The organism is Nocardia sp. IBHARD005, assembly GCF_052814245.1.
This window is the reverse complement of record NZ_CP199935.1, coordinates 5,759,715-5,780,871: the sequence shown is the minus strand read 5'-3', so window position 1 is coordinate 5,780,871 and position 21,157 is coordinate 5,759,715. Positions and strand designations below refer to the sequence as shown.

Here is a 21,157-nt window from a genome sequence, read left to right as displayed (position 1 = left end):
GATTAGATGCGGGAACTGATCGACAAACGCTACGAGCTGACCGCGATGATCAGCTCGGGCGGCATGGGTGCGGTGTGGCGGGGCTACGACATCGTGCTCGACCGGCCGGTCGCGATCAAACGGATCCGGGTGGACCAGGTGGACACCGGGGAACTCGCCAAGGAGTTCACCGAACGATTCCGCCGCGAAGCGCGGGTCACCGCCCGCATCCGGCACCACGGAGTGCCGCAGGTGTACGACGCGGTGCTCGACGCCTCGTTCGAAAACGTCTATCTGGTCATGGAATTGATCGACGGTGTCACCCTGCGCGACTACCTCGACCCCGATGCCCAGCTGCCACTGTCGTGGGTTGCCGCGGTCTCGGCGCAGATCGCTACCGTGCTCTCGCACGCGCATGCCTTGCCGGTCGTGCACCGAGACCTCAAACCCGACAACGTGCTGCTCACCCGCGACGGCTCGGTGAAGGTGATCGACTTCGGGATCGCCGCCATTCTGGATCAGAGCGCGGCCAAGATCACTCGAACCGGTCAGCAGATCGGCACGCTGCGCTATATGTCGCCGGAACGCATCCACGACCATCCGGTGACGCCGCGCTCGGATCTGTACTCGCTGGGGTGCCTCATGCACGAAATGGTGGTCGGCAGACCGCTTTTCGAAGCCGTTTCGCCCTACGAGGTGCAACGTATGCACATCGAGGTCGCTCCGTTGGGCCTGCGTGAATTTCGCGACGATGTTCCCGTGGACCTCGAGCGGCTCGTGCTGGCACTGGTGGCCAAGGATCCGCGCGACCGTCCTGCCGATGCGTACGCGGTCTATGAACGCCTGCTGCCATTCCTGCCCGCGCCGGGAGCACCGATCCCACCCGGTGAGCTGTACCTGCCGGGACTTCCCGACCCCACTCGGATCTTCCGCCGCCCCAACGCCCCACTGGAAACCTCGCAGGTCGAGCCGACCCAGGTGTCCACCGCGCCCGCACAGCCCACCGCGCCACTGACCCCACTGCACCTGCGCACTGCGATCGACACCGCCCTGCACCGATACGAGGAACTGGTCGAGGCCGACCGTTTCGCGCAGGCCGCGGATGCGTTGGTGGCGGTCATCGACAGTGCTGCCGACGCTCGGGGCGCCGACCACGTCGATGTGCTCGAGCTCCGCCGAAAGGTGGCAGGCGCATGGGTACTCGGTGGCGAATACCGCCGGGCTCGAACAGAATTGGAATCGCTAGCCGAAGCCTACCGGCGCACCGAAGGCCGGTTCAGCGAGTCGGCGTGGGAGATGCGTTCGATGGCTGCGAGTTGTCGCATGCAGATCGGCGATATCGACGGTGGTTTCGCGGTCATGAACCAGCTGCTGAGCGACATCGTCGTCGCGGGCGGCGACTGTAGCGAGGCGGCTCTGGAAATGCGGCTGTCGCTCGGTGAGCTGTACTTCGATGCCGGTGTGTCTGAGGACGCGCGCCGGATACTCGAGCCGCTGCGCGATGATCTGCTGGTGTTGCGTGGCCCGGATGATCCATTGTCCGCTCAGGTTGCGGCGTTGCTGAATGACTTCTAGAGATAATCGATCGTGACTGTTCGCTCCCAACCGGCGACACCGAGGCGAAAGCGGACGATCCTCGCGTCTAGCATTTCAGGAAAGTTGAGAACTTGTTCCTGGCTATGCTTCTATCCAAAATCCAGAAGGTCTCATCATGTTTCACCACGCCCACCTTGATCTTTCCGCTGACGAGGTAGGGGCACTGGGCAACAATTTGCCAGTTGCTACTCTCGAGAACCATCCGGCTCCGACGTCCATTTCCTAGGACGTCATTGGCAATATCGGAGACATCGAATGATCGAAATTCTTGCAACTCGGCATCGCTGAGGGTGAGAGCGAGAACTGTCGGTGCCGCAGTCTTGCCCGGCGGCATAGTAGTGGCGGCAGCAGGAATTGGGTCCGTCGGCCTGTAGAGGGCAACGAGGGTAACGCAGGCGCCGACAATTGTAATGGCGAACACGATCCCATACCGGCGCCAAGGTGACGGTGTCGACCTCGGCTTGGCATCCAAGAGGCGAGGAACGATGCAAAATAGCGCAATTATGTACGCGGTCTCGAAGGCGACCCCGATCGCAACGCGAGTCCATGAATCTAGGTCAACGTTCCACCAGTCCACTGCGATCCACGTCGACAGCCAGTACGGCCATGCCAATGCGGCATATATGGCAAGGAAACTGACCACGACGAGTGTTAATCCAGCCAACACACCGCCACCCGACTCCCGGCCGACAACGCCTGATTCGGGGCCGGCAAAGCCGGATGTATCCCGTGGTGGGCGAGGACTCCAACGGGCCGCACGGCGGTAATGAGCCCTGACCGGGTATCCGTTTCTCATGTGCGCGCGAACTCTAGGCATTTCGGTGACGACCCTTTGCTGGGTAGGTATGTTCGGAGGGCTCCGTCACATCGCAAACCGACAGCAGGACCCTCGGGTTTGTCGCTGGTCAGGGCGCAACGAAGGCACGGGATGATCGTGGCTTCTGCCCGTGATCGTCGAACGCTGTTGTTGCGCGTGTCAGACCGGGACCCCGTCGGACTGCAGCTGCTTCAGCTCGGTGGGGCTGAGGCGCTGGGTCGAGTCGGCGCGGCCGTACGAGGAGAATCGGACTCCCTCGGTTTCGAGGAGTTGACGGGGGTCGTCGGTGCAGTGCGGGTCCGGCCAGCTGAAACCTTCGGATACGGTGCCCAGGGAACCGAGAACTCGGTGAGCGTTGGGGGCCGGGTGGGACTTGAGGCGGTTACCGAGCGGCTGTGGCGCGGTGCCGAGTAGGACGGCGAGATCGCCGTAGGTCGTCCAACGTCCGGCGGGGATCGCCGTGAGCAGCCGGTTGAGTTCGGCCCAGGTGGGGTTTTCCGGGAAGACTGATTCGTCGGCGGGGCCCGGCCAGAACTTTGTGATCCGCTCGGCCAGCGCCAAGCTCCGCTTCTCGATTTGACCCGGGCCCCAGGATTCGTGGGCGGCGATGTCTTGGTTCATGCGGATGCTGCTCGCGCGCAGGGTTTCTCGTTTGCGGGCGAACTCGTGGTTGCTCAGGCTCTCGTTGTAGCCGGTGAGGGTGAGATTTCCGAGGGTGTGGACGTACTTCTCGTGCAGGGTGTCGATTTCGTCCACGCCGTATTCGGCGCTCAGGTCAGCACGCCATTTGGCCGAAAGAGATTGGGGCATCACATGTTCGATGGTCAGGGAATCCGGTGACACCGCTTCCTTCGACAGAAACATGCCTTCGATCCACGTCATCAGGATCTTGCGGTGCGCGCTGCGCCCGGTGAGGTAGAGGGGGCTCGAGACGATGGCCTCGGTCAGTTGCTTGTCGGATGCGTAGTGCTTGCGGCCAACCGAGAAGTAGACGTGCACGGCCGTGTCGACGGGCAAGCTGGGGTCGAGTTGGTGCGCGGCGTCGGCGAACAGTCGGTTCAGGCTCTGAGTGGAGCGGCCGATCAGGAAGCGTCGTACCAAAAGGGATTCGATGTACAGCAGGGCTCGGGCGACCTGTTCGCTGGTGGCTTCGTCGCGATCGCGCACAAGGAGCAGGTGCAGGATCAGGGGTGCTGGGGAGATCGAATCCCATTCGGCGAGGCGGGTAAGGCGCAGCCGCACTTCGGGATCGGACTCGAGTTGGGGTTCCAGCAGGAGCCGGTAGAGCTTGCCGAGTCGGGCGATGCGTTCGATCTCTGCGACGATATCGGACTCGGTGGTCAGCTTCTCCAGCCTGGCCTGTTGCGCGGCAAAGGTCTGGCCCTGCTTAACCCTCGGACGCTTGAGAACCATATCGAGCCAGAACAGGGTTTCGATGCGTTCGTTGTCCAGTGAGTCCTGCATCGGCGTCCAACGCGTGCGGTACACCTCGTCGCTGCGGGTGGGCAGGCGCATGAACAGGTAGTTGCGCAGCAAGTCGCCCTGGGTGAGCTTGAGGCCGGTGTTGTTGAGGGACTGAAAGATTCGGTGCACATTGTCGTTCGGGTGGGCGCTGATCGATACCACCGACAGGCCGGACAGGACGGCGTCGACGATCTGGGTGAGCCCGAAGGTGATGTCGTCGTTGTCGGCGAGCTCGGTCAGACGTGCGCGGAAGAAGCGGTAGGCGTGGCCGACCCGACTGTTGTCATCGGGTGTGGCGCCGTCGATGACCGCGACATAGGCCGCGCGATCCACCTGGGTTGGCAGGAGTTTCAGGCGATCCGGGTCGTCGTTGTACTGATTGGTCAGCATCTGGTTGTGGATGCGGTTGGTGTCACGGCTCTCGGCACCGTCGATCTCGCGCAGATAGTCGCGGATAGCGGCGAGCAGCAAGGTGAGGGTCGTCAATCGCTGCTGGCCGTCGACGACGAGGAAGCGCGTCACCGCGCCGGCGACACCCGCGGGAGTGGGGGCCAGTACCAGCGAGCCGATGAAGTGCGTCGCCTCCGGGCCGTCGAGTCGATCCTCGGCTAGCTGGAGGACATCGCTCCACAGCTCCTGCAATTGCTCATCACCCCAGCCGTACGGGCGCTGATACAACGGCACGAGGTACTGCGAGCTCCCCTCGAGGATTCTCTGCAGACTGGTTTCCTGTGCCGCTACCACTTACTTCCCCTTTGATTTGATGCTGCCGGACACCGATGGGTGCCGGTTACTCGAAGACGACGCCCTGCTCGGCTGCCGCCGCATCGATCAGCCGTGCCACATCTGTCAGTAGCGCATTCGATTCCAACGCACGTCCCGTTACCGGAAGGGGCGCACCGCGTTCCAGTATCCGGACATCGAGTGCGTGGGCTCGGCGGCTGACGGAGCCGTTGCCCGACATGGCGTACGCCTCGACCCACTCCGAGTGCGGTTCTTCGACGATCCGGCTTTCGACGAGGTCGGTGAGGCGGCTGGTGACGGCGATCATGAAGTTGTCGATCAGGATCTGGCGTTCTTCGTCGGTCGGCCTCGCGCCCAACCAGCGCTGGGGGTTCTGGACCACGTTCCAGACCTGTTCGTTCAGGGATTCGCGGAGTTCGGCGACCGGCTTGAGGCTGTCGTATTCGTTGTTGTCCCAGCGGTTGGCGACCCTGCGGGTGAGGGCTTTGATGCGGCTGCCGTGTTCGGGGAGGATCGAGGCGTGGTCCTTGAGTTTGAGGACTGCCTGCCACTTGTCGCGGAACTCGACTACAGCGTGTGAGATGCCTTGGGACAGCACATCTTTGCGGTAGACCGGGCGGGATTCACCTGCGCGGTTGGCGATCTCGGGGTCGGCGATCAGGGCAAGAAGCTTGTTGAGTTCGTCGATCGTGCGCCTGCCCGCGTTGTTCGTCGGCCTCAGCTGTTTGTGGATGCCGCCGACGAAGAAGGCGCCGTGTTCGAGGCGAAGTTGCAGGACACGCTCGGCTGATTCCAGAGCGGGGTTCACCTGGCGGCCTTCGGCGCGGAGCTGGCTGAGGACGTTGTGCAGGGACTGGCGGACGTGTTCTTCACGTTCGGTGAAGGTGTCGAGGTTGTCGCCCTTGACCTGGTCGAAGTGGGTGAACAGGAAGTGCAGTTTCGCCGAGTGACCGGAGATAGCAACGCTTTTCAGGGCCGCGGCAGCGGATGCCTGCATGGGCTGTTGGGCATTGTCGACGAGGAGGACAGCGTCGACTTGGTCGAGCTGGCGTGAGATGCGGGTCGACAGGGGAGAAGCGTGTGATTTCGCGTGGCCGAGGCCTTCGCCGTCGATGAGGACCAGACGGGGTGGGGTGTCGGCCCATTTGGGGAGGAAGGGGCCGCTCACGCGCACGGCGTTCACCAGCGGAGTGAGGAGGCGGCCGAAGAGTTTGGCGTTGTTGCCGGTGAATCGGGTGACGGTGGTGAGGAATTCGGCGCGGTCGGTGCTGGTCAAGGTCCACAGGATGGGCCAGCCGCGGGAGTCGTGGCGGAGTTCGCCGATGTCGAGGGCGGCGAAACGTTGCATCAGCTCAGCGAGCAACATATCGACGATCTGGGTGTAGCGAGGGTTGCGCGGCAGGTCTGAATCGGCGTTGCGCTCTACGTATTTCGCTACCTCGTCAGCAGGGAGCTGGAATCCGGTTTCGAGCGTGTACTCCTCGACCATCAGCCGGATCGACTGCACGGCGGACTTCAGCACGCGGGCCGTGGCGGCCTCGTCGATCGCGCCGAAGTCGTCGGGATCGATGTCGTCGTCGTCCTCGTCATCTTCGTCGTCATCGATGACATCGTCGGCGGTCACGGCCTGGATTCGGCCGAGGGCGTAGCTGAAGCGGAAGCGCTGGTTCACATGGTCGAGCAGTTTGCGGCCGACAACGGCATCGTCCTTGTCCGCGAAAGCGGCCAGTGCTGCTTCGACGACGTTCTCCTGGAGGTGGCCCTCGATAACGTCACGTGGTGCGAAGGTGACGGCGGCACGGAAGACCGGTTCGTCGCTGACGATCACCTCCATGTCGGCGACGGTGGTTTTCGCGGTCGAGGTCGACGGGAACTTCTCCGTCGTGGGGTTGGTCCCGAGCAGCTGGCGGACGACGGTGGTCTTGCCCGCACCGGTTGTGCCGAGTAGCAGCACCTTCCGGTAGCCGTCGGCGCTGCTCGGCAACGGTATGGACCGTTCGCGCAAGGCCAAGGAATCGGTCTTGGAAAGGTCTACGCCCCCGTTGCCCATGTGTAATGCCACACCTATCTCGACTGTTCCGGCGCCGTGAGTTTGCCCGAAGTGCACCCAGGGTACTCAAATGCGCCGACCAACCGCGCGCCGAAGTCCTTTCATCCGGTATTTTGAGCATCCAACACAGGGGCGGAGGCAATCGTGGGGCGGCAACCACAGGTCGTCGGCGGTCGGTACGAGCTGACCGGCCAGATCGGCGCGGGTGGGATGGGCCAGGTGTTCGCGGGCTACGACCGACACCTGGAACGGCCTATCGCGGTGAAGCTCACGCGGGCCGACCTCGACGCCGACCCGCAATGGACTCAGCGATTCATCCGCGAGGCCAGGTTGATGGCGCGATTGGTCCACCCTGGACTGCCCGCGATCCATGACGCAGGGGTCGAGCCTGGTCCGCAGGAGCGGCCTTACCTGGTCATGGATTTCGTGCAGGGGGTGACCCTCGACCACCTCGCGGAGTTTCGCAGTGAGCTGCCGGTGGGTGTTGTCGCCTCGATCGGAGCACAGGTGGCGGCGGTCTTGGCCGCGGCACATCGGCAGTTGATCTATCACCGTGACCTCAAACCGTCGAATGTGATGTTGTGTCCGGACGGCACTGTGAAGGTGCTCGATTTCGGGTTGGCCGTGCTGTTGGACACCGACGTCTCACGGCTCACCTCGACCGGAAATACTCTCGGCACACCGGCATACATGGCGCCCGAGCAGATCAACGGCGACCCGGTTGTCGCGCAGACGGACCTGTATTCGCTGGGCCTGGTCCTCTACGAACTGCTCACCGGGACTCAGGTGATCACCGGCAGCACTCATTTTCTGGTGTGGCGCAAGCAGATCGAGATGATGCCCGCGGAGATATCCTCGCGGCGTCCGGATATGCCGCGCGATTTCGCCGCGCTGGTGATGGACATGCTGGCCAAGGACCCGCGCCAGCGGCCACGTGACGCCGACGCCGTGCACCGGACCTTGGTGCGGCATGTGAGCGCTCTCGACGAGCTGGCCGACGTGCGTGAACCGAACAGTCCGTCGCGGATGTATGCGCAGGCGACAGTCTCGGAGCCCGGCTACCGGACGGCGGCGACACTGATCGCGCCGTCGATGGACTATGCGTTCGTCGACACAAGGCCGAGGGTGGGTCCGATGGTTCGTGCGGTGCCCGACTCGGGTCTCGAACGGCTCCAGATCGCCGACCGCCACTTCGATTCGGGCGAGTTCGAGACAGCCGGCGAGCTCTATCGGGAGCTCGCCGACGAGCTGTCCGAGGCCAATGGGCCCTATGACGAGCAGGCGATGTACTGCCACCAGCGGTTAGCCATCTGTCAACTGCGCCTGGGCAATCCGAAGGCGGCACTGAATCGGTTGAAGCGGTTGCACCAGCAGATGTCGGTTCGTTTCGGTGCTCGAGACGTCCGAGTCGTCGAACTGGCGACGCAGATCGACGGTATCCGCGTTCGCTGAACGCAACACACAGATCCACGCACACTGGAGGATTCGGGTAATGAACACGCCGGACGGGAACGCCATCCCCGCCGTTTCCGACGACCTGGCCGGTCGCGGCGCGCGCCTGTTCGACTTCCTCGCGCACGCGCAGCAACTGCGCGCGAGCCGGATCAAGGAACTGAGCGCATACCAGCGCGATGGGCAGGTTATCTGGATCGCTGATCTGCCGCAGGACCCGGCGGTCACCTATCGGTCCGCCGAGCCGGGAACCCCGTTCCTGGTTGTGGAGAAGGTTCAGGTGCCATCGGCGCCGGAGCCTTCGCAGCTGGTGCGCGAGTGGCTCGACGGTGCGATCGACGATCCCTATCGGGAGCCGCAGTTAGCTTCGCGCCGGCTCGACGCCGACGGCGCCGAGCTGCTGCTCGACGATCACCCAGACGTCGCCGAGGCCTATCCGCTGTGGTTGGCACGCTGGCGTGAGTGGGCCCCGGTCGCGGAGCGAAAGCTAGCCGCGCTCACGCTGTATCAGACTCTCTACGAGGTATATACGCGCTACGAAGGGGAGCGGGAAACACTCGAGGTCGTCTTCGGGATTGGCTTGCTGACCTGGCAGCACGGTACCGTCGGCTCGGTGCGCAGGCACGTGCTGACCGTGCCTGCGTCGGTGCGATTCGACTCGGGTTACGGTGCGCTGTCGGTGGCCTTGGACGCGACCGCCACCGGCTACACCCCGGAACTGCAAGAATTCGTCGATGCCGGGCTGATGTCGGCGCCCGGAGACCTGCAGCGCGCCGAGGAGGAAGCGCGCACCGGCAATGTCGGACCGTTCGAACGTGAGGACTTCGCGGCGCTGGTGCGCATGTTCGTCAACTGCATCAACCCCGACGCCGAATATCGCGACGTACTGGAACCTGGAACTTCGAGCAAGCACCCTCTCGCACACTATTCCCCGGCCATCATCTTGCGCAAGCGTTCCAATCGCGGGATGGTGAACGCGTTGCGGGCGATCGCCGAGAACATCCGCAGCACCGGCGCGGTTCCGACCGGGATGCTGAATCTGGTCGACCCCAACCATGAGTCGGTCGTTTCAGCCCCGGATACGGCGGGCGCGATCGTGCGTGACGGAGCCGACCAGTTCCTTCCGCTGCCGCTCAACCCGCGGCAACTGCAGATCCTGAACCATGTCGACAACCACGCGCACACCCTCGTGCAGGGGCCGCCCGGCACCGGCAAAACCCATACCGCGGCCGCGCTCATCACCCACCTGTTGGCGCAGGGCAAGCGTGTGCTGATCACCGCGCACACCGATCGCGCGTTGCACGAAGTGCGGCATCGACTGCCGGAAGACATCAAACCGTTGTGCGTCACGGTGATCGGCGATTCGCGCACCGAACTCGAAGAGCTCAAGATGTCGGTGAATCGGATCAATCTAGCTGCCACCGAACATGATCCGGCACGCAGTCACCGCACCGCCAACGCCGCCGCCGCGCGGATCGACGAATTGCGGCGCACTCGTGGCCAGTTGCACGCCGAACTTCTCGGGCTGCGCGAACGCGACATCACCGAGTTCCGAATTGGCGACTACCCCGGGTCGAGCGCGGCGATCGCAAGCCAATGGCGTGCCGACCGCGCGGAATTCGCCTGGTCGGTCCCATTGCTCGCGCCCGCATCGGATGAAGTCTGTCCGGTCGGTGCCGCCGAGCTGACCGAATGGCTCGGGCTGCTGCGAAACCAGGAGCTGGTCGACCCTGAAGTAGCCGCGCCGGACCTGGTGGCTTCAGCCGAGCTGCCCTCCGACGACGAGTTCACCAGGTGGCACACCGCAGAACGCCGCGCCGACGCGCGCAGGCACTCGTTCGAACACTATCGAGGTACTCAACTCGCCGGTCAGGTAACGGCGTTGGCCCCGTCGACGCGCGCGGACTTGGCCGCGATGGTGTCGTCGCTGGACCTCGCCGCCCGTGAGTTCGGCGGGCGGCACGAGGAATGGGTGCGCACCGCCGCGGAGGCGATGCGCGCTGAGCGGCCACACAGCTGGCAGGTGGCCGCGCAGTCGATCGACGCCTTGTTGCCGCAGGTCGACGCCGCGCTCGCGATAATCGGCTTCGCCGAGGTCGAAGTGACCGCGCCCGACCTCACGCCACTGCTCGGCCTCGCCGAGACCCTGCGCGTGCACATCGAAGCGCGCGGTGACCTCAAGCTCAAGGCCGACGGCACCCCGAAAATGGGTCTCACCACGGCGCGGGCAGTCAAAGACGCACAGCCGCTGTTCGATCAGGTGCGTGTCGACGGTCGGATCCCCACGCGGGTAGACCAGCTGACGGTGTTCCTCGAATCGGCGAACTGTCGCCGTCTGGTTCGTCAACTCGACTCCTCCTGGCCGCTGCCGATCCTGCCGCCCGGCGACGGCCCGATGCGTGACCGGGTAGCCGCACACCGCGCGGCCCGCGAGCTGCTCGACCGCGTTCTTGCCTATGGCGACCGACTACTCGCCGCGGACGCTCGGCTGTGCGAGCACGGCTTCGTGGCGCCCAACTGGGCGAAATCCGATGAGGTCACCTACTTCTCGGAGGCTCTCGCCGCCGCCGATGCCGAGTCGGCGTGGCAGCACGCGAACGCGCCGTTGGCTGAGCTGGGTGAGCGGCTCGCCACGTGGTGCCGCGATCCCCGGGCGACCGGCAATCTGCACGATCTGGCAGCGGCGGTGGCCAACCGGGACACGGCCGCTTATCGGTTGGCAAGCGAACGACTCCTCGAACTGCACCGACTGCGCCACGCTTTCGCTCGTCGACGCGTACTGAGCGCGAAGATCGCGCCGCTGGCCGATCTGCACGACGCCGTTTCAGCCGACCCGAATAATCCCGAGTGGCCCGCGCGACTCGAGCGCTTCGACGCGGCCTGGCAGTGGAGCGTGGCGGGGAGTTGGTTGACCGGCCAGAGCGTGGGCGCGGTCAACGACCTGTGCCGCAAGCTCGACGATGTCGAGGATCAGTTGCGGCGGCAAGCAAGCATCATGGCCACGACCAAGGCGTGGGACTGCGCGGTCGGTAGGTTGACCAATAAGGCGCGGTCGGATCTGCAGGGCTACTCGCAGTTGGTGAAGGATCTGGGAAAAGGCACCGGCCGGTTCGCTGACAGCAAACGAGCGTCCATCCAGCGGGCACTCGCCGACTGCCGCCCCTCTGTGCCGGTGTGGATCATGCCGATTTATCGCGTGGTCGAACAGTTCGAGATCAAACCGGACATGTTCGACGTGGTCGTGGTCGACGAGGCCTCGCAGGCCGGTGCCGCGGCGGTATTCCTGCAGTACCTGGCGCCGCGCATCGTGGTGATCGGTGACGACAAGCAAGTATCGCCCTCGGCGGTCGGCGCGAAAAAGGAGGAACTCGACAGCCTCGCCAAGCAGTATCTTGCGGGTAACCGGTCCGCCGACTACTGGAAGATGGCGACACGCAGTCTCTTCGACGAAGCGGTCATGCGTTTCCCACACAGGCTCACGCTGGTGGAACACCGTCGGTGTGTCCCGGAGATCATCGGGTTCTCCAACAAGATCGCCTATGAGGATCAGGGTGTGTCGCTGATTCCGGTGCGCCGCTACGGCAGCGACCGATTGCCGCCGGTGCGTACGGTCCATGTACCCGATGGACAGGAGGTGCGTTCGAAGGTCAACGAGGTCGAAGCCGACCGCGTCGTCGCCCAGATCGCCGCCTGCATCACCGACCCCGCCTATGACGGCAAGACGTTCGGGGTGATCTCGCTGCTGGGTCCGGAACAGGCGAAGGTGATCTTGCGCAAGCTGATCGCGGTGGTGCCGCCCTCGGAACTCGAACAGCGGCACCTGCACTGCGGTGCCGCCGCGGACTTCCAGGGCGCCGAACGTGACGTGATCTTCCTGTCCCTGGTCGCGGCCCCACGCGAGGGCGGGAAGTTGAGCGCGCAGGTCACCGATGTCACCGTGGAACGCTACAACGTGGCGGTTTCGCGGGCGCGAGACCAGGTCTGGCTGTTCCACTCCGTCACTCTCGACCACCTCGGCAATAGCGAGGATCTGCGGTTCAGGCTGCTCGACTACTTCCTCTCGGTCGAGGACTCCATCGACACCGGCGACATCGTCAGTGAGCGCTTCAGCGATGACACCCTCGTCGACCCTTTCGAATCGCTCTTCGAGCAGCAGGTCTACAACGGTCTGGTCGATCGCGGCTACCGAGTGCAGGCCCATCACACCGAAACGGCATGTGACCTTGACATCGTCGTGACCGGGCGTGGCGGTCAGCTCGCCGTGCAATGCGATAGTGATCGATGGCAGGGTGCCGAGGCGTATCGCGCGGAACTGGATCTGCAGCGGGATCTGGAACGGTGTGATTGGCCGTTCCATCGGATTCGGCAGGCGGAGTTCATTATTGATCCGGTGGGGTGCCTTGATCGGCTGTGCGATGTGCTGGAAGCGCAGGGCATCCGACCGATCGGAGACGATCCGGTCCCGGACGAGCCCGCCGAACTGGCTGCCACTACGCAGGTCGATGCTGTTGAGCCTGAGTTCGATTCGTCAGCTGAGGATGTCGTTGCCGATGCGGTCGGTGAGGAGTGGCCCGCAGCGGATCCGATCCCCGAGTCGATGGATCCGGGGATCGCTGTGCTCGATGAATTCGATTGGGAAAGGCCGCAACTGCCTCCTCCGGCGGGACCGATGCGCGATGCGGTCGGCGGGGATCTGGGCGCCGATCAGCTTGACCTCGACGACGAGGCGCGGTGGTTGAAACAACCCACTCCGGCGCGGTCGGAGGCCGAAGCGGGCGAGGGAGCGCCGGGTGAGATGGGCGGATACTCCGCTTTCGCCGCCGAATTGGAGAGCCCGGCCAGAGCGCCACACCACACCATCGTCGAAGATCTGTGCGGTGTTGTCGCGGCGGAAGGGCCGGTGACCGGACTCCGGTTGCGCGCGGCGTATGTCAGCGCGGCCAAAACACGAGAACGCGACAACGTGAAAGGTGCCATCGACCGTGCCCTGCACGCTGCGGTAGCGCATGGTCGCCTGCTCGTCGACGACCCACTCGACCTGGGTGATCCGGGCCTGATGGCCTATCGCACACCCCAGCAGCCGTTGTCGCGGCGGCGGGTGCTGGGACCGCGATCCATCGAGCAGGTGCCGCCTCGTGAGCTGGCCGAAGTGATGGCCCACCACGCCGAGACGCTCGGCTGGCGCAATCGAGTCGACCTTTTCCGTGCGGTGATCAAGGACTTCGGTCAAACTCGACTGACCGGCAATACGGCCGCGGCTCTCGATCGGGTCATCGGGTTGGCGCAATCTTTGAGGTGATCTCGGTCGGGTGCGGAAGGAGTTCTCACCGGGTCGAGGTGCTTGCAGGATCATCCCGAGAATCGGGTGAGTGGCGATCGATGCAGGACGATCCGCCGATTGCCCCGAATGCGTCTGTATGTACCAGTTGCGAGTTGCCAGGTCCCGACGAGTCGAGTGGGAGGTCCGCATTTTTCTGAGGTGGCGACCTCAGCGAGCGCGCGGCATAGCGGTTCTACGTGAGAAGGAAAGCCAAGAACGGGAAGATGCCAGCGGTGAAGATCGCTACGACCAGAGAGACCATTTTCCCCCTGGCGAGGCGGTGGAATCGGGTTGTCGCCCAGCAGTAGAGGCCGACTGAGATGAAGGCTGTGCCCCAGTAGATGAGGGCGCGGCTGGCTGGTTTTCCCAGCGGGACGAGAGTTCCGTCATCGAACATCAATGCCAGGAAGATGATGGTGAGACCGGCCGCAAGGCCCATGCCGAAGATCGCCCCGCCAGCGGTGCTGTTCATTCGGACCGCTGGCAGCTTGGAGGGAGAAATGTTCTGTGGGTCGGTGTGGTGGCTGCTGCTGGCGTCGCACAGCATGTCGAAGACGGTGCCGGGGTTGACTCGCTGACGTACCTCGGCGTTCACCTGGATCAAGGCGTGGATTGATTGGGCGGTTGCGTACGACGTGATGATGCCGCCACGCGAGGTTTTGAATCCGCCGTGGTCGCGGTGGGTCGGCGAAAGTTGCTGGTAATCCAGTAGTTCGGTGAAGCCGCTGCGGAATGCTGGGTGGAAGATCAACTGCTTTCGCGAAGTCGACAGCGCCATGATCGATTGTGGAAGTGTCGCGTGATACCACGTCTGGGTGACGTTGCCGCGACGGATCGGCTCCTCTTCGAGGGTGCCTGGTGCGGTCTCCAAATAGCGCAGTACATGGTCGACCGCCCGCGCGTGTGCCCGTGCGATGCGGGGATTGCCCATTTCCGCGAGTGGCCCGGTGCCGAGGAGACACGCAATTTTCGCGGTTGCGAAGTTGGTGGTCGCTTGCGGATCGTCATGTAGGAGCGCGTTGATGAGGAAGTCGCAGCCGCGGCGGATTGCGATGGTTGCTTCGGTGTCGGTGTCTGGGAGTTCCAGCAGTGCTCGGATCGCTGCCGTAGTAGACGTGACCGAGATGGGGGCAAGCCCGTCGGACATGGTCCAACCGCCCGAATGCTGGTCCTGTGCGGTGAGGAGGGCTTGGCGATAGGGGTGTACGTCAGGGAAGACTCCACCCGCGCTCAGCGCGACGAGTGCGCGCAAGCGCCAGGCCGCGTCGACAGGTGAGTCGAACGTCCACTCGCCCTGGGTGGCGTGGGTGACGCTGCCCAGACGTAGTAGGGACCTCACGCTGGACGGCTCCGGCACGTCATAGAACGGGGCCAGGAGGTGGACCGGGGTGTGTACCCGCGCGGCAGTCAACGCGCACACGGCTTCGGCTGTGTCCTGGGGGTTGGGGGACACATCGGGCGACCAACCCCAGCCTGCGTGCGCATCATCGACGCGTACAAGGTTTGCGTGCAACCAGCCAGCTGCTAGCACAATCCTGTCGTCGACTGTAGACACGCGGCCCCCTACTTCGCTACGGAACATGCTGTCCCGCAATGTATGCCCCAAACGAGCGTCCCTCACGACTGTACGTCGTGAGGATGGTGGCGGGTCCCCGGACGATCAGGTGGCAGTCAGGTTGTCCGCGAGTTCTGGTTGACCGCATTGAGTCGCTTGCGCGGCGAGCAGGCTGCGGAGCGGTGAGATCGGTGAGCTGGTCGCGGAATTCGTGTAGGGCGGCGGGTGGGAGGGGTGGCGAGGAAGTCCAGGTCGGCGGGGTCGCGGTCTAGAGCGCGGGCCAGTTTGGCGAGTTCGACGGTGGTGTGGTGGGACGCGGTCACAGTCCGAGCACCTTCTTCACGGCGGGGCGGGCCAGGCGGGGATTAGGCGCATGCCTGAGTCGAGGGCGCTGTCGAGGGCTGCCGTGCGGTGGTCGAGGGCGGCGCGGACGTAGTCGTCGAGGTGGGTCAGCTGGTCGGGGGGTGAGGGTGGCGAAGTCGGGTGGTGGTGGGACGCCAAGTGTTGCGGTGATCTGATCCAGAGCATCCGGCACGACCGACTCCTTCGACGCGGTGTTCAGCGTTCCGTACCGCTGGTCATGATCACGATACTGCCGGTACCGGTATGTCGTTGCGATCGTCGGGGTGATGAATCGTGCTGTGCGGTTTGTCGATGACCTGAGCAAGCGACAGGCGAATTCGATTGCAGAAGAGTGGAATTGGTGCCGGATACGGTTGAGCTGTGCTGCGCGGATCCGAGCTGGCGGCGGCCCGAGGGGTCGATCGTTGCGATCCTGGCGGCTCTGAAGGAGGGTTTCGGCGACGTTCGAGTGCATGAGGAATCGACGGCGCCGTACCTTCGCGTCCGCGACACGCGGGTGAGGGATTGCGCGAACGTTCTCGGTGATAGATGCTGGTCCAACTGTTGGCGTGTGTCTGGGCGTGACTTTTCCGCGACCATTTCGTAATCTGACAGTGACCTGCTCTCGACAATGACTGGTGATTGACAACGTGACTGCTTCGCATCGCAAACCGTCGGCTCCCAAGAGCCGGCTGCCGCTGGCCGTATGCAGTCTCGCGGCGACTGTTCCCGGCATGTTGCTGATGGCGTTGCGGCCCAGCGCTGGCATCGAGACTGTCGCTTCGGTGGAACCGCATGCGACCTCGGCCATCGAGCCCGACCCGATCGCCGCCGCGCCGACGCACGATGCGCCGCAACCGGGGCCGATTGTCAGGGCGGATGACGAGCTGGCGGCGTTGTCGGCGCTGAAGGTGAAGGTGTTGTGCGGGACGGAGTTCAACGGGACTCTGCCGCATGTGGCGCAGGTCGGTAACCTGCTGCAGAAGATGTTCGGGGTCAGCGACATCGGCGGCGCCAACGGCCGCTATGACGGTGACCATGGCGCGGGTCAGGCCCTCGACGTCATGACGCCCAACGCCGCGTTGGGCAATACGATCGCTGATTTCGTGCTGGCCAACAAGGCGCGCTTCGGCATCACCTACGTGATCTGGCAGCAGCGCTACAACGACGGTAACGGCTGGTCCTACATGGAGGATCGCGGCAGCCCGACGCAGAATCACTATGACCACGTGCACATTTCGTTCGAATCGTCGGGCGCGGCCAACATCGCCTGCTGATTCCAGCTCGCGGTCGGCTTGGTCGGCGCTCCCGTGAGCGCATTGCCGTCCATCGGGAAAAATTGGAACGTGTTCTAGCAATACTGCCCATTCGAGGGGCCGTCCTCATACGGTGTGAGGGGTTTCGGTTCTACGAAGGAGTATGCGGACATGGGACGGTTGGCCGGCAAGGTCGCGGTGATCAGTGGTGGGGCGCGGGGGATGGGAGCGGCGCATGCTCGGCGGTTTGTCGCCGAGGGGGCGTCGGTGGTGATCGGGGACGTGCTCGATGACGAAGGGGCCACCGTCGCGAAGGAACTCGGTGATGCGGTGGCGTACCGGCATCTCGATGTTCGTGAGCCGGAGCAGTGGGCGGGGAGCGTGGCGGCGGCGGTCGAGGAGTTCGGTGGGCTGCATGTGCTGGTGAACAATGCGGGAATCGTCAACGGGAATCTGCTGGTGGACTTCGCGTTGGATGAGTGGCAGCGGATCATCGATATCAACCTGACCGGGACGTTTCTCGGGATGCAGGCGGCCGTTCCGGCGATGAAGGCGGCTGGTGGTGGGTCGATCGTGAACATCTCCTCGGTGGAGGGGATGCGGGGCAGCCCTGGTCTGCACGGGTACACGGCGACGAAGTTCGCGGTCCGTGGGCTCACCAAGTCGACGGCGTTGGAGCTCGCGCCGCAGGGGATCCGGGTGAATTCGGTGCATCCGGGGTTCATTTCCACGCCGATGACCGAGGGGATTCCTTCGGACTTCTTGCAGATTCCGCTCGCGAGGGCCGCCGAGGCGGACGAGGTGTCGGCGCTGGTGGCGTATCTGGCCTCCGACGAGTCCTCGTACTCGACCGGCGCGGAGTTCGTGGTCGACGGTGGGCTCACCGTCGGTGTACCGCACAAAAGCTTCTGACCTGGCGCGCAGAGCGTGATGGGCGATCAGCTCACCCGAACGTGTTATCTCGGCGCGCGAAAGCGAGGAAGATGGAGGGATGGCCCCCAACAGTGCGAAATATCTGATCAGCAACGGCACCGACGACCGGGTGTCGCTTTTCGATGACGGGCGCGTGAAGGTTTGGTCGACCACCCACCTGTGGACCGAAGAAGGTCGCGAGCGGCACAACGCTCTCGGCGAGACTGTGCTGCTCGGCATCGGGCGCACGCTCGGTGAGCCCGGCCCTGTGGATCGGCGTCAGCAGTGCGATGCGGAGTTCGAGCTCGACCCGGAAAAGGGTCACACGATCGCCGCGACCGTTGGCGCGGATAACGGGACGTTCGTGCAGTTCTTCCATGACGGCCAGATCGCGGTCGGCAATGACGGGCGCGATGTGGCGACGGTGTTCAACGCGGGCCGGGAAACGATTTCAGCTCGTGGCACGACCGGTGTCGGCGGGTCGGTGATGGTCACCTTCGGTGGCAGCTACCGGCCGAGAACCAAGCGCGAGAGCGACTTTCAGGTGGAATTGAGCGAGGCCACCGCCCCGCGGCCCAACCGGCTGTACAAGGACGAGTTCCTTGTGAAGTAGATCCGGCGATCCGGGGCGACCGATCTGGTCGCCCCGGCTCCGGTTCGTCAGCCGTAGTAGCAGACGTAGTGCATGGTGTCGACGACCTCGATGTCGAACGAGCTGTCGCCGGGGATCTTGAACGACTCACCCGCACGGTAGGTGATGGCCTCGGTCGTCCCGGCCAATGTCACGTTGGCCTCACCCGCGACCAGCTCCATGATCTCCGGAGCATTGGTGGTGAAGGTGAGCGACGACGGCTGGATCACGCCGACCGACACCGAGGCGCCATCGGGCAACTCGAGGCTGTAGCTGACGCATTTGCCGTCGAAGTAGACGTTGGCCTTCTTGCTGACGGAGACGTTCTCGAACTTCGACATGGGTCCTTCCGAGGGGGTGAGGGGACCCTTAGTCTAGTTGAGGCGCTGCGGTCACATAGCGCACGACCCGATCGGCGCGGGGCTCGTAGCCGAACACCGGCAGACCTGCGGCGAGCTCCAGCGTGAGCACCGTGGGCTTGACGAGGTGCCGACCTACTGCGGCGACGAAGTCGCAGACGACATCCAGACGGGCTTGATCGAGAATCTCGCGGCCATCCAGGTCGAACTCGATCCAGGACGGCGCGAACGGCCGCACGATCACCAGGATATCGGGTGAGGGGTGGACCCGTACTTCGCGAGTGAGGTCATCCGAGGTGTCAAGAAACTCGGTGGCGGTCGGCCAACTATCCGCGGACGAACCATGGATGAACTCAGAGTCCCATGTCGACGCTGCGATCAGCGCCAGGAGCGAACCCCAGTCGGCCTCCGATGTGTCGGTGATTGTGACGTCCGGCAGGTATCCAAATGCGTCGGAGTTGAGATACTGGTGAATGTTATTCCAGCGAATATCATCGCAGGGCGGTTCATTACGACGCGTCATAAATGACCCTGGCTTCCGCGAGGACGGCATCACGAATGATCCGTTTCAGGTACTTCTTGGGACCCACGTCGACTATGCGGTGAAGCAACTCTTCGAGGTCGTCCTGGAACCCGAAGAACTCGATGCCCATGCGACTGCCCGGCTCACGCACATAGAGAAGGTCGACGTCACTATCCGGCCCGTCAGTACCTCGGGCAACGGATCCGAACACTGACAGTTCGATGACGTCGTACTTTTCGCACAGCTCTCGAAGTTGCGGCATCAGCGCGTCGAAATCAATCGCCATCGCGTCTCCTCGAACGACACCTCGCCAGCGTGGTTTCCCAGCTTAACCTGGCGGGCAAGCGCTTTCAGCTGCCGTAGCGGGCCAGGACCGAGCTGGCTTCCTGGGAGGCGGTGCCTTCCTGGGCGAGGTGGGCCATGGCTTCCGGGATCTCGCGGCCGTGGTGGGTCATCGCCTGGGCGTAGAGGCGGCCTGCCCGGTAGGAGGAGCGGACCAGGGGGCCTGCCATGACGCCGGCGAAGCCGAGTTCTTCGGCGACCTTGGAGTGTTCGACGAATTCCTCCGGCTTCACCCAGCGGTCGACCGGGTGGTGGCGGGGGCTGGGGCGCAGGTACTGGGTGACGGTGAGGATGTCGCAGCCCGCTTCGTGCAGGTCGCGCATCGCCTCGGTGACCTCTTCGGGGGTTTCGCCCATGCCGAGGATGAGGTTGGACTTGGTGACCAGGCCTGCCGCGCGGGCGGCGGTGATCACCGCGAGGGAGCGCTCGTAGCGGAAGGCGGGGCGGATGCGCTTGAAGATGCGCGGCACCGTTTCCAGGTTGTGCGCGAGGACCTCGGGACGAGTGGAGAAGACCTCGGCCAGCTGGTCGGGGTCGGCGTTGAAGTCGGGGATGAGCAGTTCGACGCCGGTGGCGGGGTTGATGGCCTTGATGGCGCGCACGGTCTCGGCGTAGAGCCAGGCGCCGCCGTCGTCGAGGTCGTCGCGGGCGACGCCGGTGATCGTGGAGTAGCGCAGGCCCATCGACTGGACGCTCTCGGCGACACGGCGGGGCTCGTCGCGGTCGAGGGCGGCGGGCTTGCCGGTGTCGATCTGGCAGAAGTCGCAGCGGCGGGTGCACTGTTCACCGCCGATGAGGAAGGTGGCCTCGCGGTCTTCCCAGCATTCGAAGATGTTGGGGCAGCCCGCTTCTTCGCACACGGTGTGCAGGCCTTCGGATTTCACCAGGCTCTTGAGCTCGGTGTATTCGGGGCCCATGGTGGCGCGGGTGCGAATCCACTTGGGTTTGCGCTCGATCGGTGTCTCCGCATTGCGCGCTTCGATGCGCAGCAGCTTGCGTCCGGCGGGGGCAGAGGCGTCTACGGAACTCACCGGACCGACTCTACGCTCGGGGCCTGCGCGTTCGCCGGTGCGGTGGTGCGATCAATGTCATGGGGCGTGACGGGAATTTCGCCGTCGAGCGCGGCAACAATCGCGGCGGCGACGAGGGGCTCGAGTTCGGCGACGGTGACTTCGCGGCCGAGTTCGCGGGTCAGGGTGGTGACACCGGCGTCCTTGATGCCGCAGGGCACGATCGCCTGGAAGCCGTCGAGGGCGGAATTGCAGTTCAGGGAGATGCCGTGCAGGGCGACACCGCGCTGCACACGCACCCCGATCGCGGCGATCTTGCGTTCGGCGAACAGATCGGTGGCGGGCAGCCACACACCGGAACGGCCTTCGATGCGGCCGCAGGTGATGCCGAGTCCGGTGACGACCCGGATCAGTGCTTCCTCCAGGCGCCGGACGTAGTGGACGACGTCGACGGGCTCGGCGAGGCGGATGATCGGGTAGCCGACCAGCTGACCGGGACCGTGCCAGGTGATCTTGCCACCGCGGTCGACCTGCACCACCGGACTGCCGTCGATCGGCAGATCCTCGGCCTCGGTGCGGCGGCCCGCGGTGTAGACCGACGGGTGCTCGAGCAGGAGCAGCCGATCGGCGCCTTCGCCTGCGGCGCGCTGATCGGCGATCTGCCGTTGCAGCTCCCAGGCGGTGTGGTAATCGATGAGTCCGAGATTCTCGACCACGATCGGGGTCGAATCGAATCGCGCGGACGCGGTGGAGCGCGTGTCGTTCACCGTTGCGACGTTACGCCGGGGGACCGACGAGTCCAAAG

16 protein-coding genes are annotated in these 21,157 nt (G+C 64.4%); 6 read left to right on the top strand and 10 right to left on the bottom strand.

The window, feature by feature from the left end; all coding sequences use genetic code 11:
* Window positions 1–6 precede the first annotated feature (6 nt).
* The gene (locus tag ACTWPB_RS27110) at window positions 7–1,554 is read left to right on the top strand and encodes a protein kinase domain-containing protein (protein WP_446223320.1); all 1,548 of its coding nucleotides are present in this window, start codon (window positions 7–9) and stop codon (window positions 1,552–1,554) included.
* A gap of 67 nt (window positions 1,555–1,621) precedes the next feature.
* On the opposite strand, the gene ACTWPB_RS27105 is transcribed toward ACTWPB_RS27110, so the two are convergent.
* The 3 genes from ACTWPB_RS27105 to ACTWPB_RS27095 form a co-directional block, all read right to left on the bottom strand.
* The gene (locus tag ACTWPB_RS27105) at window positions 1,622–1,996 is read right to left on the bottom strand and encodes a hypothetical protein (RefSeq protein WP_446223319.1); all 375 of its coding nucleotides are present in this window, start codon (window positions 1,994–1,996) and stop codon (window positions 1,622–1,624) included.
* A gap of 555 nt (window positions 1,997–2,551) precedes the next feature.
* Window positions 2,552–4,600 (bottom strand): GmrSD restriction endonuclease domain-containing protein, encoded by a 2,049-nt coding sequence (locus ACTWPB_RS27100; protein WP_446223318.1) that lies wholly within the window; start codon window positions 4,598–4,600, stop codon window positions 2,552–2,554.
* Window positions 4,601–4,646: 46 nt separating this feature from the next.
* Complete coding sequence (locus ACTWPB_RS27095) at window positions 4,647–6,650, bottom strand: hypothetical protein (RefSeq protein WP_446223317.1); 2,004 nt, start codon at window positions 6,648–6,650, stop codon at window positions 4,647–4,649.
* A gap of 144 nt (window positions 6,651–6,794) precedes the next feature.
* On the opposite strand from ACTWPB_RS27095, the gene ACTWPB_RS27090 reads away from it, so the two are divergent.
* Complete coding sequence (locus ACTWPB_RS27090; RefSeq protein ID WP_446223316.1) at window positions 6,795–8,102, top strand: protein kinase domain-containing protein; 1,308 nt, start codon at window positions 6,795–6,797, stop codon at window positions 8,100–8,102.
* Between the two features lie 40 nt (window positions 8,103–8,142).
* Window positions 8,143–13,401: an AAA domain-containing protein gene (locus tag ACTWPB_RS27085; RefSeq protein ID WP_446223315.1), complete on the top strand. Its 5,259-nt coding sequence runs from the start codon at window positions 8,143–8,145 to the stop codon at window positions 13,399–13,401.
* Between the two features lie 214 nt (window positions 13,402–13,615).
* Here the strand turns inward: ACTWPB_RS27085 and ACTWPB_RS27080 are convergent, their stop codons facing one another.
* Together ACTWPB_RS27080 and ACTWPB_RS27075 are read right to left on the bottom strand one after the other, a co-directional pair.
* Window positions 13,616–14,779: a hypothetical protein gene (locus ACTWPB_RS27080; protein WP_446223314.1), complete on the bottom strand. Its 1,164-nt coding sequence runs from the start codon at window positions 14,777–14,779 to the stop codon at window positions 13,616–13,618.
* 537 nt (window positions 14,780–15,316) lie between these two features.
* Complete coding sequence (locus ACTWPB_RS27075; protein ID WP_446223313.1) at window positions 15,317–15,505, bottom strand: hypothetical protein; 189 nt, start codon at window positions 15,503–15,505, stop codon at window positions 15,317–15,319.
* Window positions 15,506–16,053: 548 nt separating this feature from the next.
* Between ACTWPB_RS27075 and ACTWPB_RS27070 the strand changes: the two genes are divergently transcribed.
* The 3 genes from ACTWPB_RS27070 to ACTWPB_RS27060 all read left to right on the top strand — a co-directional run bounded on the left by ACTWPB_RS27070 (window position 16,054) and on the right by ACTWPB_RS27060 (window position 18,100).
* On the top strand, window positions 16,054–16,596 hold the full coding sequence (locus tag ACTWPB_RS27070) for a hypothetical protein (RefSeq protein WP_446223312.1): 543 nt from the start codon (window positions 16,054–16,056) through the stop codon (window positions 16,594–16,596).
* A 150-nt stretch (window positions 16,597–16,746) separates the two neighbouring features.
* Window positions 16,747–17,487, top strand: a complete 741-nt coding sequence (locus ACTWPB_RS27065; protein ID WP_446223311.1) for a glucose 1-dehydrogenase — start codon at window positions 16,747–16,749, stop codon at window positions 17,485–17,487.
* 79 nt (window positions 17,488–17,566) lie between these two features.
* Window positions 17,567–18,100 carry a hypothetical protein gene (locus tag ACTWPB_RS27060; RefSeq protein WP_446223310.1) on the top strand — a complete coding sequence of 178 codons (534 nt, stop codon included), beginning with the start codon at window positions 17,567–17,569 and terminating at the stop codon, window positions 18,098–18,100.
* A gap of 47 nt (window positions 18,101–18,147) precedes the next feature.
* Here ACTWPB_RS27060 and ppnP read toward each other — a convergent pair whose 3' ends face one another.
* From ppnP to lipB, 5 genes are all read right to left on the bottom strand, one after another.
* Entirely contained in the window at window positions 18,148–18,459 is a 312-nt protein-coding gene (gene ppnP / locus ACTWPB_RS27055; RefSeq protein ID WP_446223309.1) for a pyrimidine/purine nucleoside phosphorylase, read from the bottom strand.
* 28 nt (window positions 18,460–18,487) lie between these two features.
* Window positions 18,488–19,000 (bottom strand): hypothetical protein, encoded by a 513-nt coding sequence (locus ACTWPB_RS27050; RefSeq protein ID WP_446223308.1) that lies wholly within the window; start codon window positions 18,998–19,000, stop codon window positions 18,488–18,490.
* Window positions 18,987–19,286: a nucleotidyltransferase family protein gene (locus ACTWPB_RS27045; protein WP_446223307.1), complete on the bottom strand. Its 300-nt coding sequence runs from the start codon at window positions 19,284–19,286 to the stop codon at window positions 18,987–18,989. The genes ACTWPB_RS27050 and ACTWPB_RS27045 overlap by 14 nt, the downstream gene beginning before the upstream one ends.
* 64 nt (window positions 19,287–19,350) lie before the next feature.
* Window positions 19,351–20,373 (bottom strand): lipoyl synthase, encoded by a 1,023-nt coding sequence (gene lipA / locus ACTWPB_RS27040; RefSeq protein ID WP_446223306.1) that lies wholly within the window; start codon window positions 20,371–20,373, stop codon window positions 19,351–19,353.
* Window positions 20,370–21,119, bottom strand: a complete 750-nt coding sequence (gene lipB / locus ACTWPB_RS27035) for a lipoyl(octanoyl) transferase LipB (RefSeq protein ID WP_446223305.1) — start codon at window positions 21,117–21,119, stop codon at window positions 20,370–20,372. The genes lipA and lipB overlap by 4 nt, the downstream gene beginning before the upstream one ends.
* Between the last annotated feature and the right edge of the window lie 38 nt (window positions 21,120–21,157).

What these genes read in the sequence shown, in the direction of transcription:
- ACTWPB_RS27060 (WP_446223310.1), top strand. Translation starts at nt 17,567, where the DNA reads ATGGCCCCCAACAGTGCGAAATATCTGATCAGCAACGGCACCGACGAC.
- ACTWPB_RS27075 (WP_446223313.1), bottom strand. Translation starts at nt 15,505, where the DNA reads ATGCTCTGGATCAGATCACCGCAACACTTGGCGTCCCACCACCACCCG.
- ACTWPB_RS27070 (WP_446223312.1), top strand. Translation starts at nt 16,054, where the DNA reads ATGTTGCTGATGGCGTTGCGGCCCAGCGCTGGCATCGAGACTGTCGCT.
- ACTWPB_RS27095 (WP_446223317.1), bottom strand. Translation starts at nt 6,650, where the DNA reads ATGGGCAACGGGGGCGTAGACCTTTCCAAGACCGATTCCTTGGCCTTG.
- ppnP (WP_446223309.1), bottom strand. Translation starts at nt 18,459, where the DNA reads ATGTCGAAGTTCGAGAACGTCTCCGTCAGCAAGAAGGCCAACGTCTAC.
- ACTWPB_RS27065 (WP_446223311.1), top strand. Translation starts at nt 16,747, where the DNA reads ATGGGACGGTTGGCCGGCAAGGTCGCGGTGATCAGTGGTGGGGCGCGG.
- ACTWPB_RS27110 (WP_446223320.1), top strand. Translation starts at nt 7, where the DNA reads ATGCGGGAACTGATCGACAAACGCTACGAGCTGACCGCGATGATCAGC.
- ACTWPB_RS27050 (WP_446223308.1), bottom strand. Translation starts at nt 19,000, where the DNA reads ATGACGCGTCGTAATGAACCGCCCTGCGATGATATTCGCTGGAATAAC.
- ACTWPB_RS27085 (WP_446223315.1), top strand. Translation starts at nt 8,143, where the DNA reads ATGAACACGCCGGACGGGAACGCCATCCCCGCCGTTTCCGACGACCTG.
- ACTWPB_RS27045 (WP_446223307.1), bottom strand. Translation starts at nt 19,286, where the DNA reads ATGGCGATTGATTTCGACGCGCTGATGCCGCAACTTCGAGAGCTGTGC.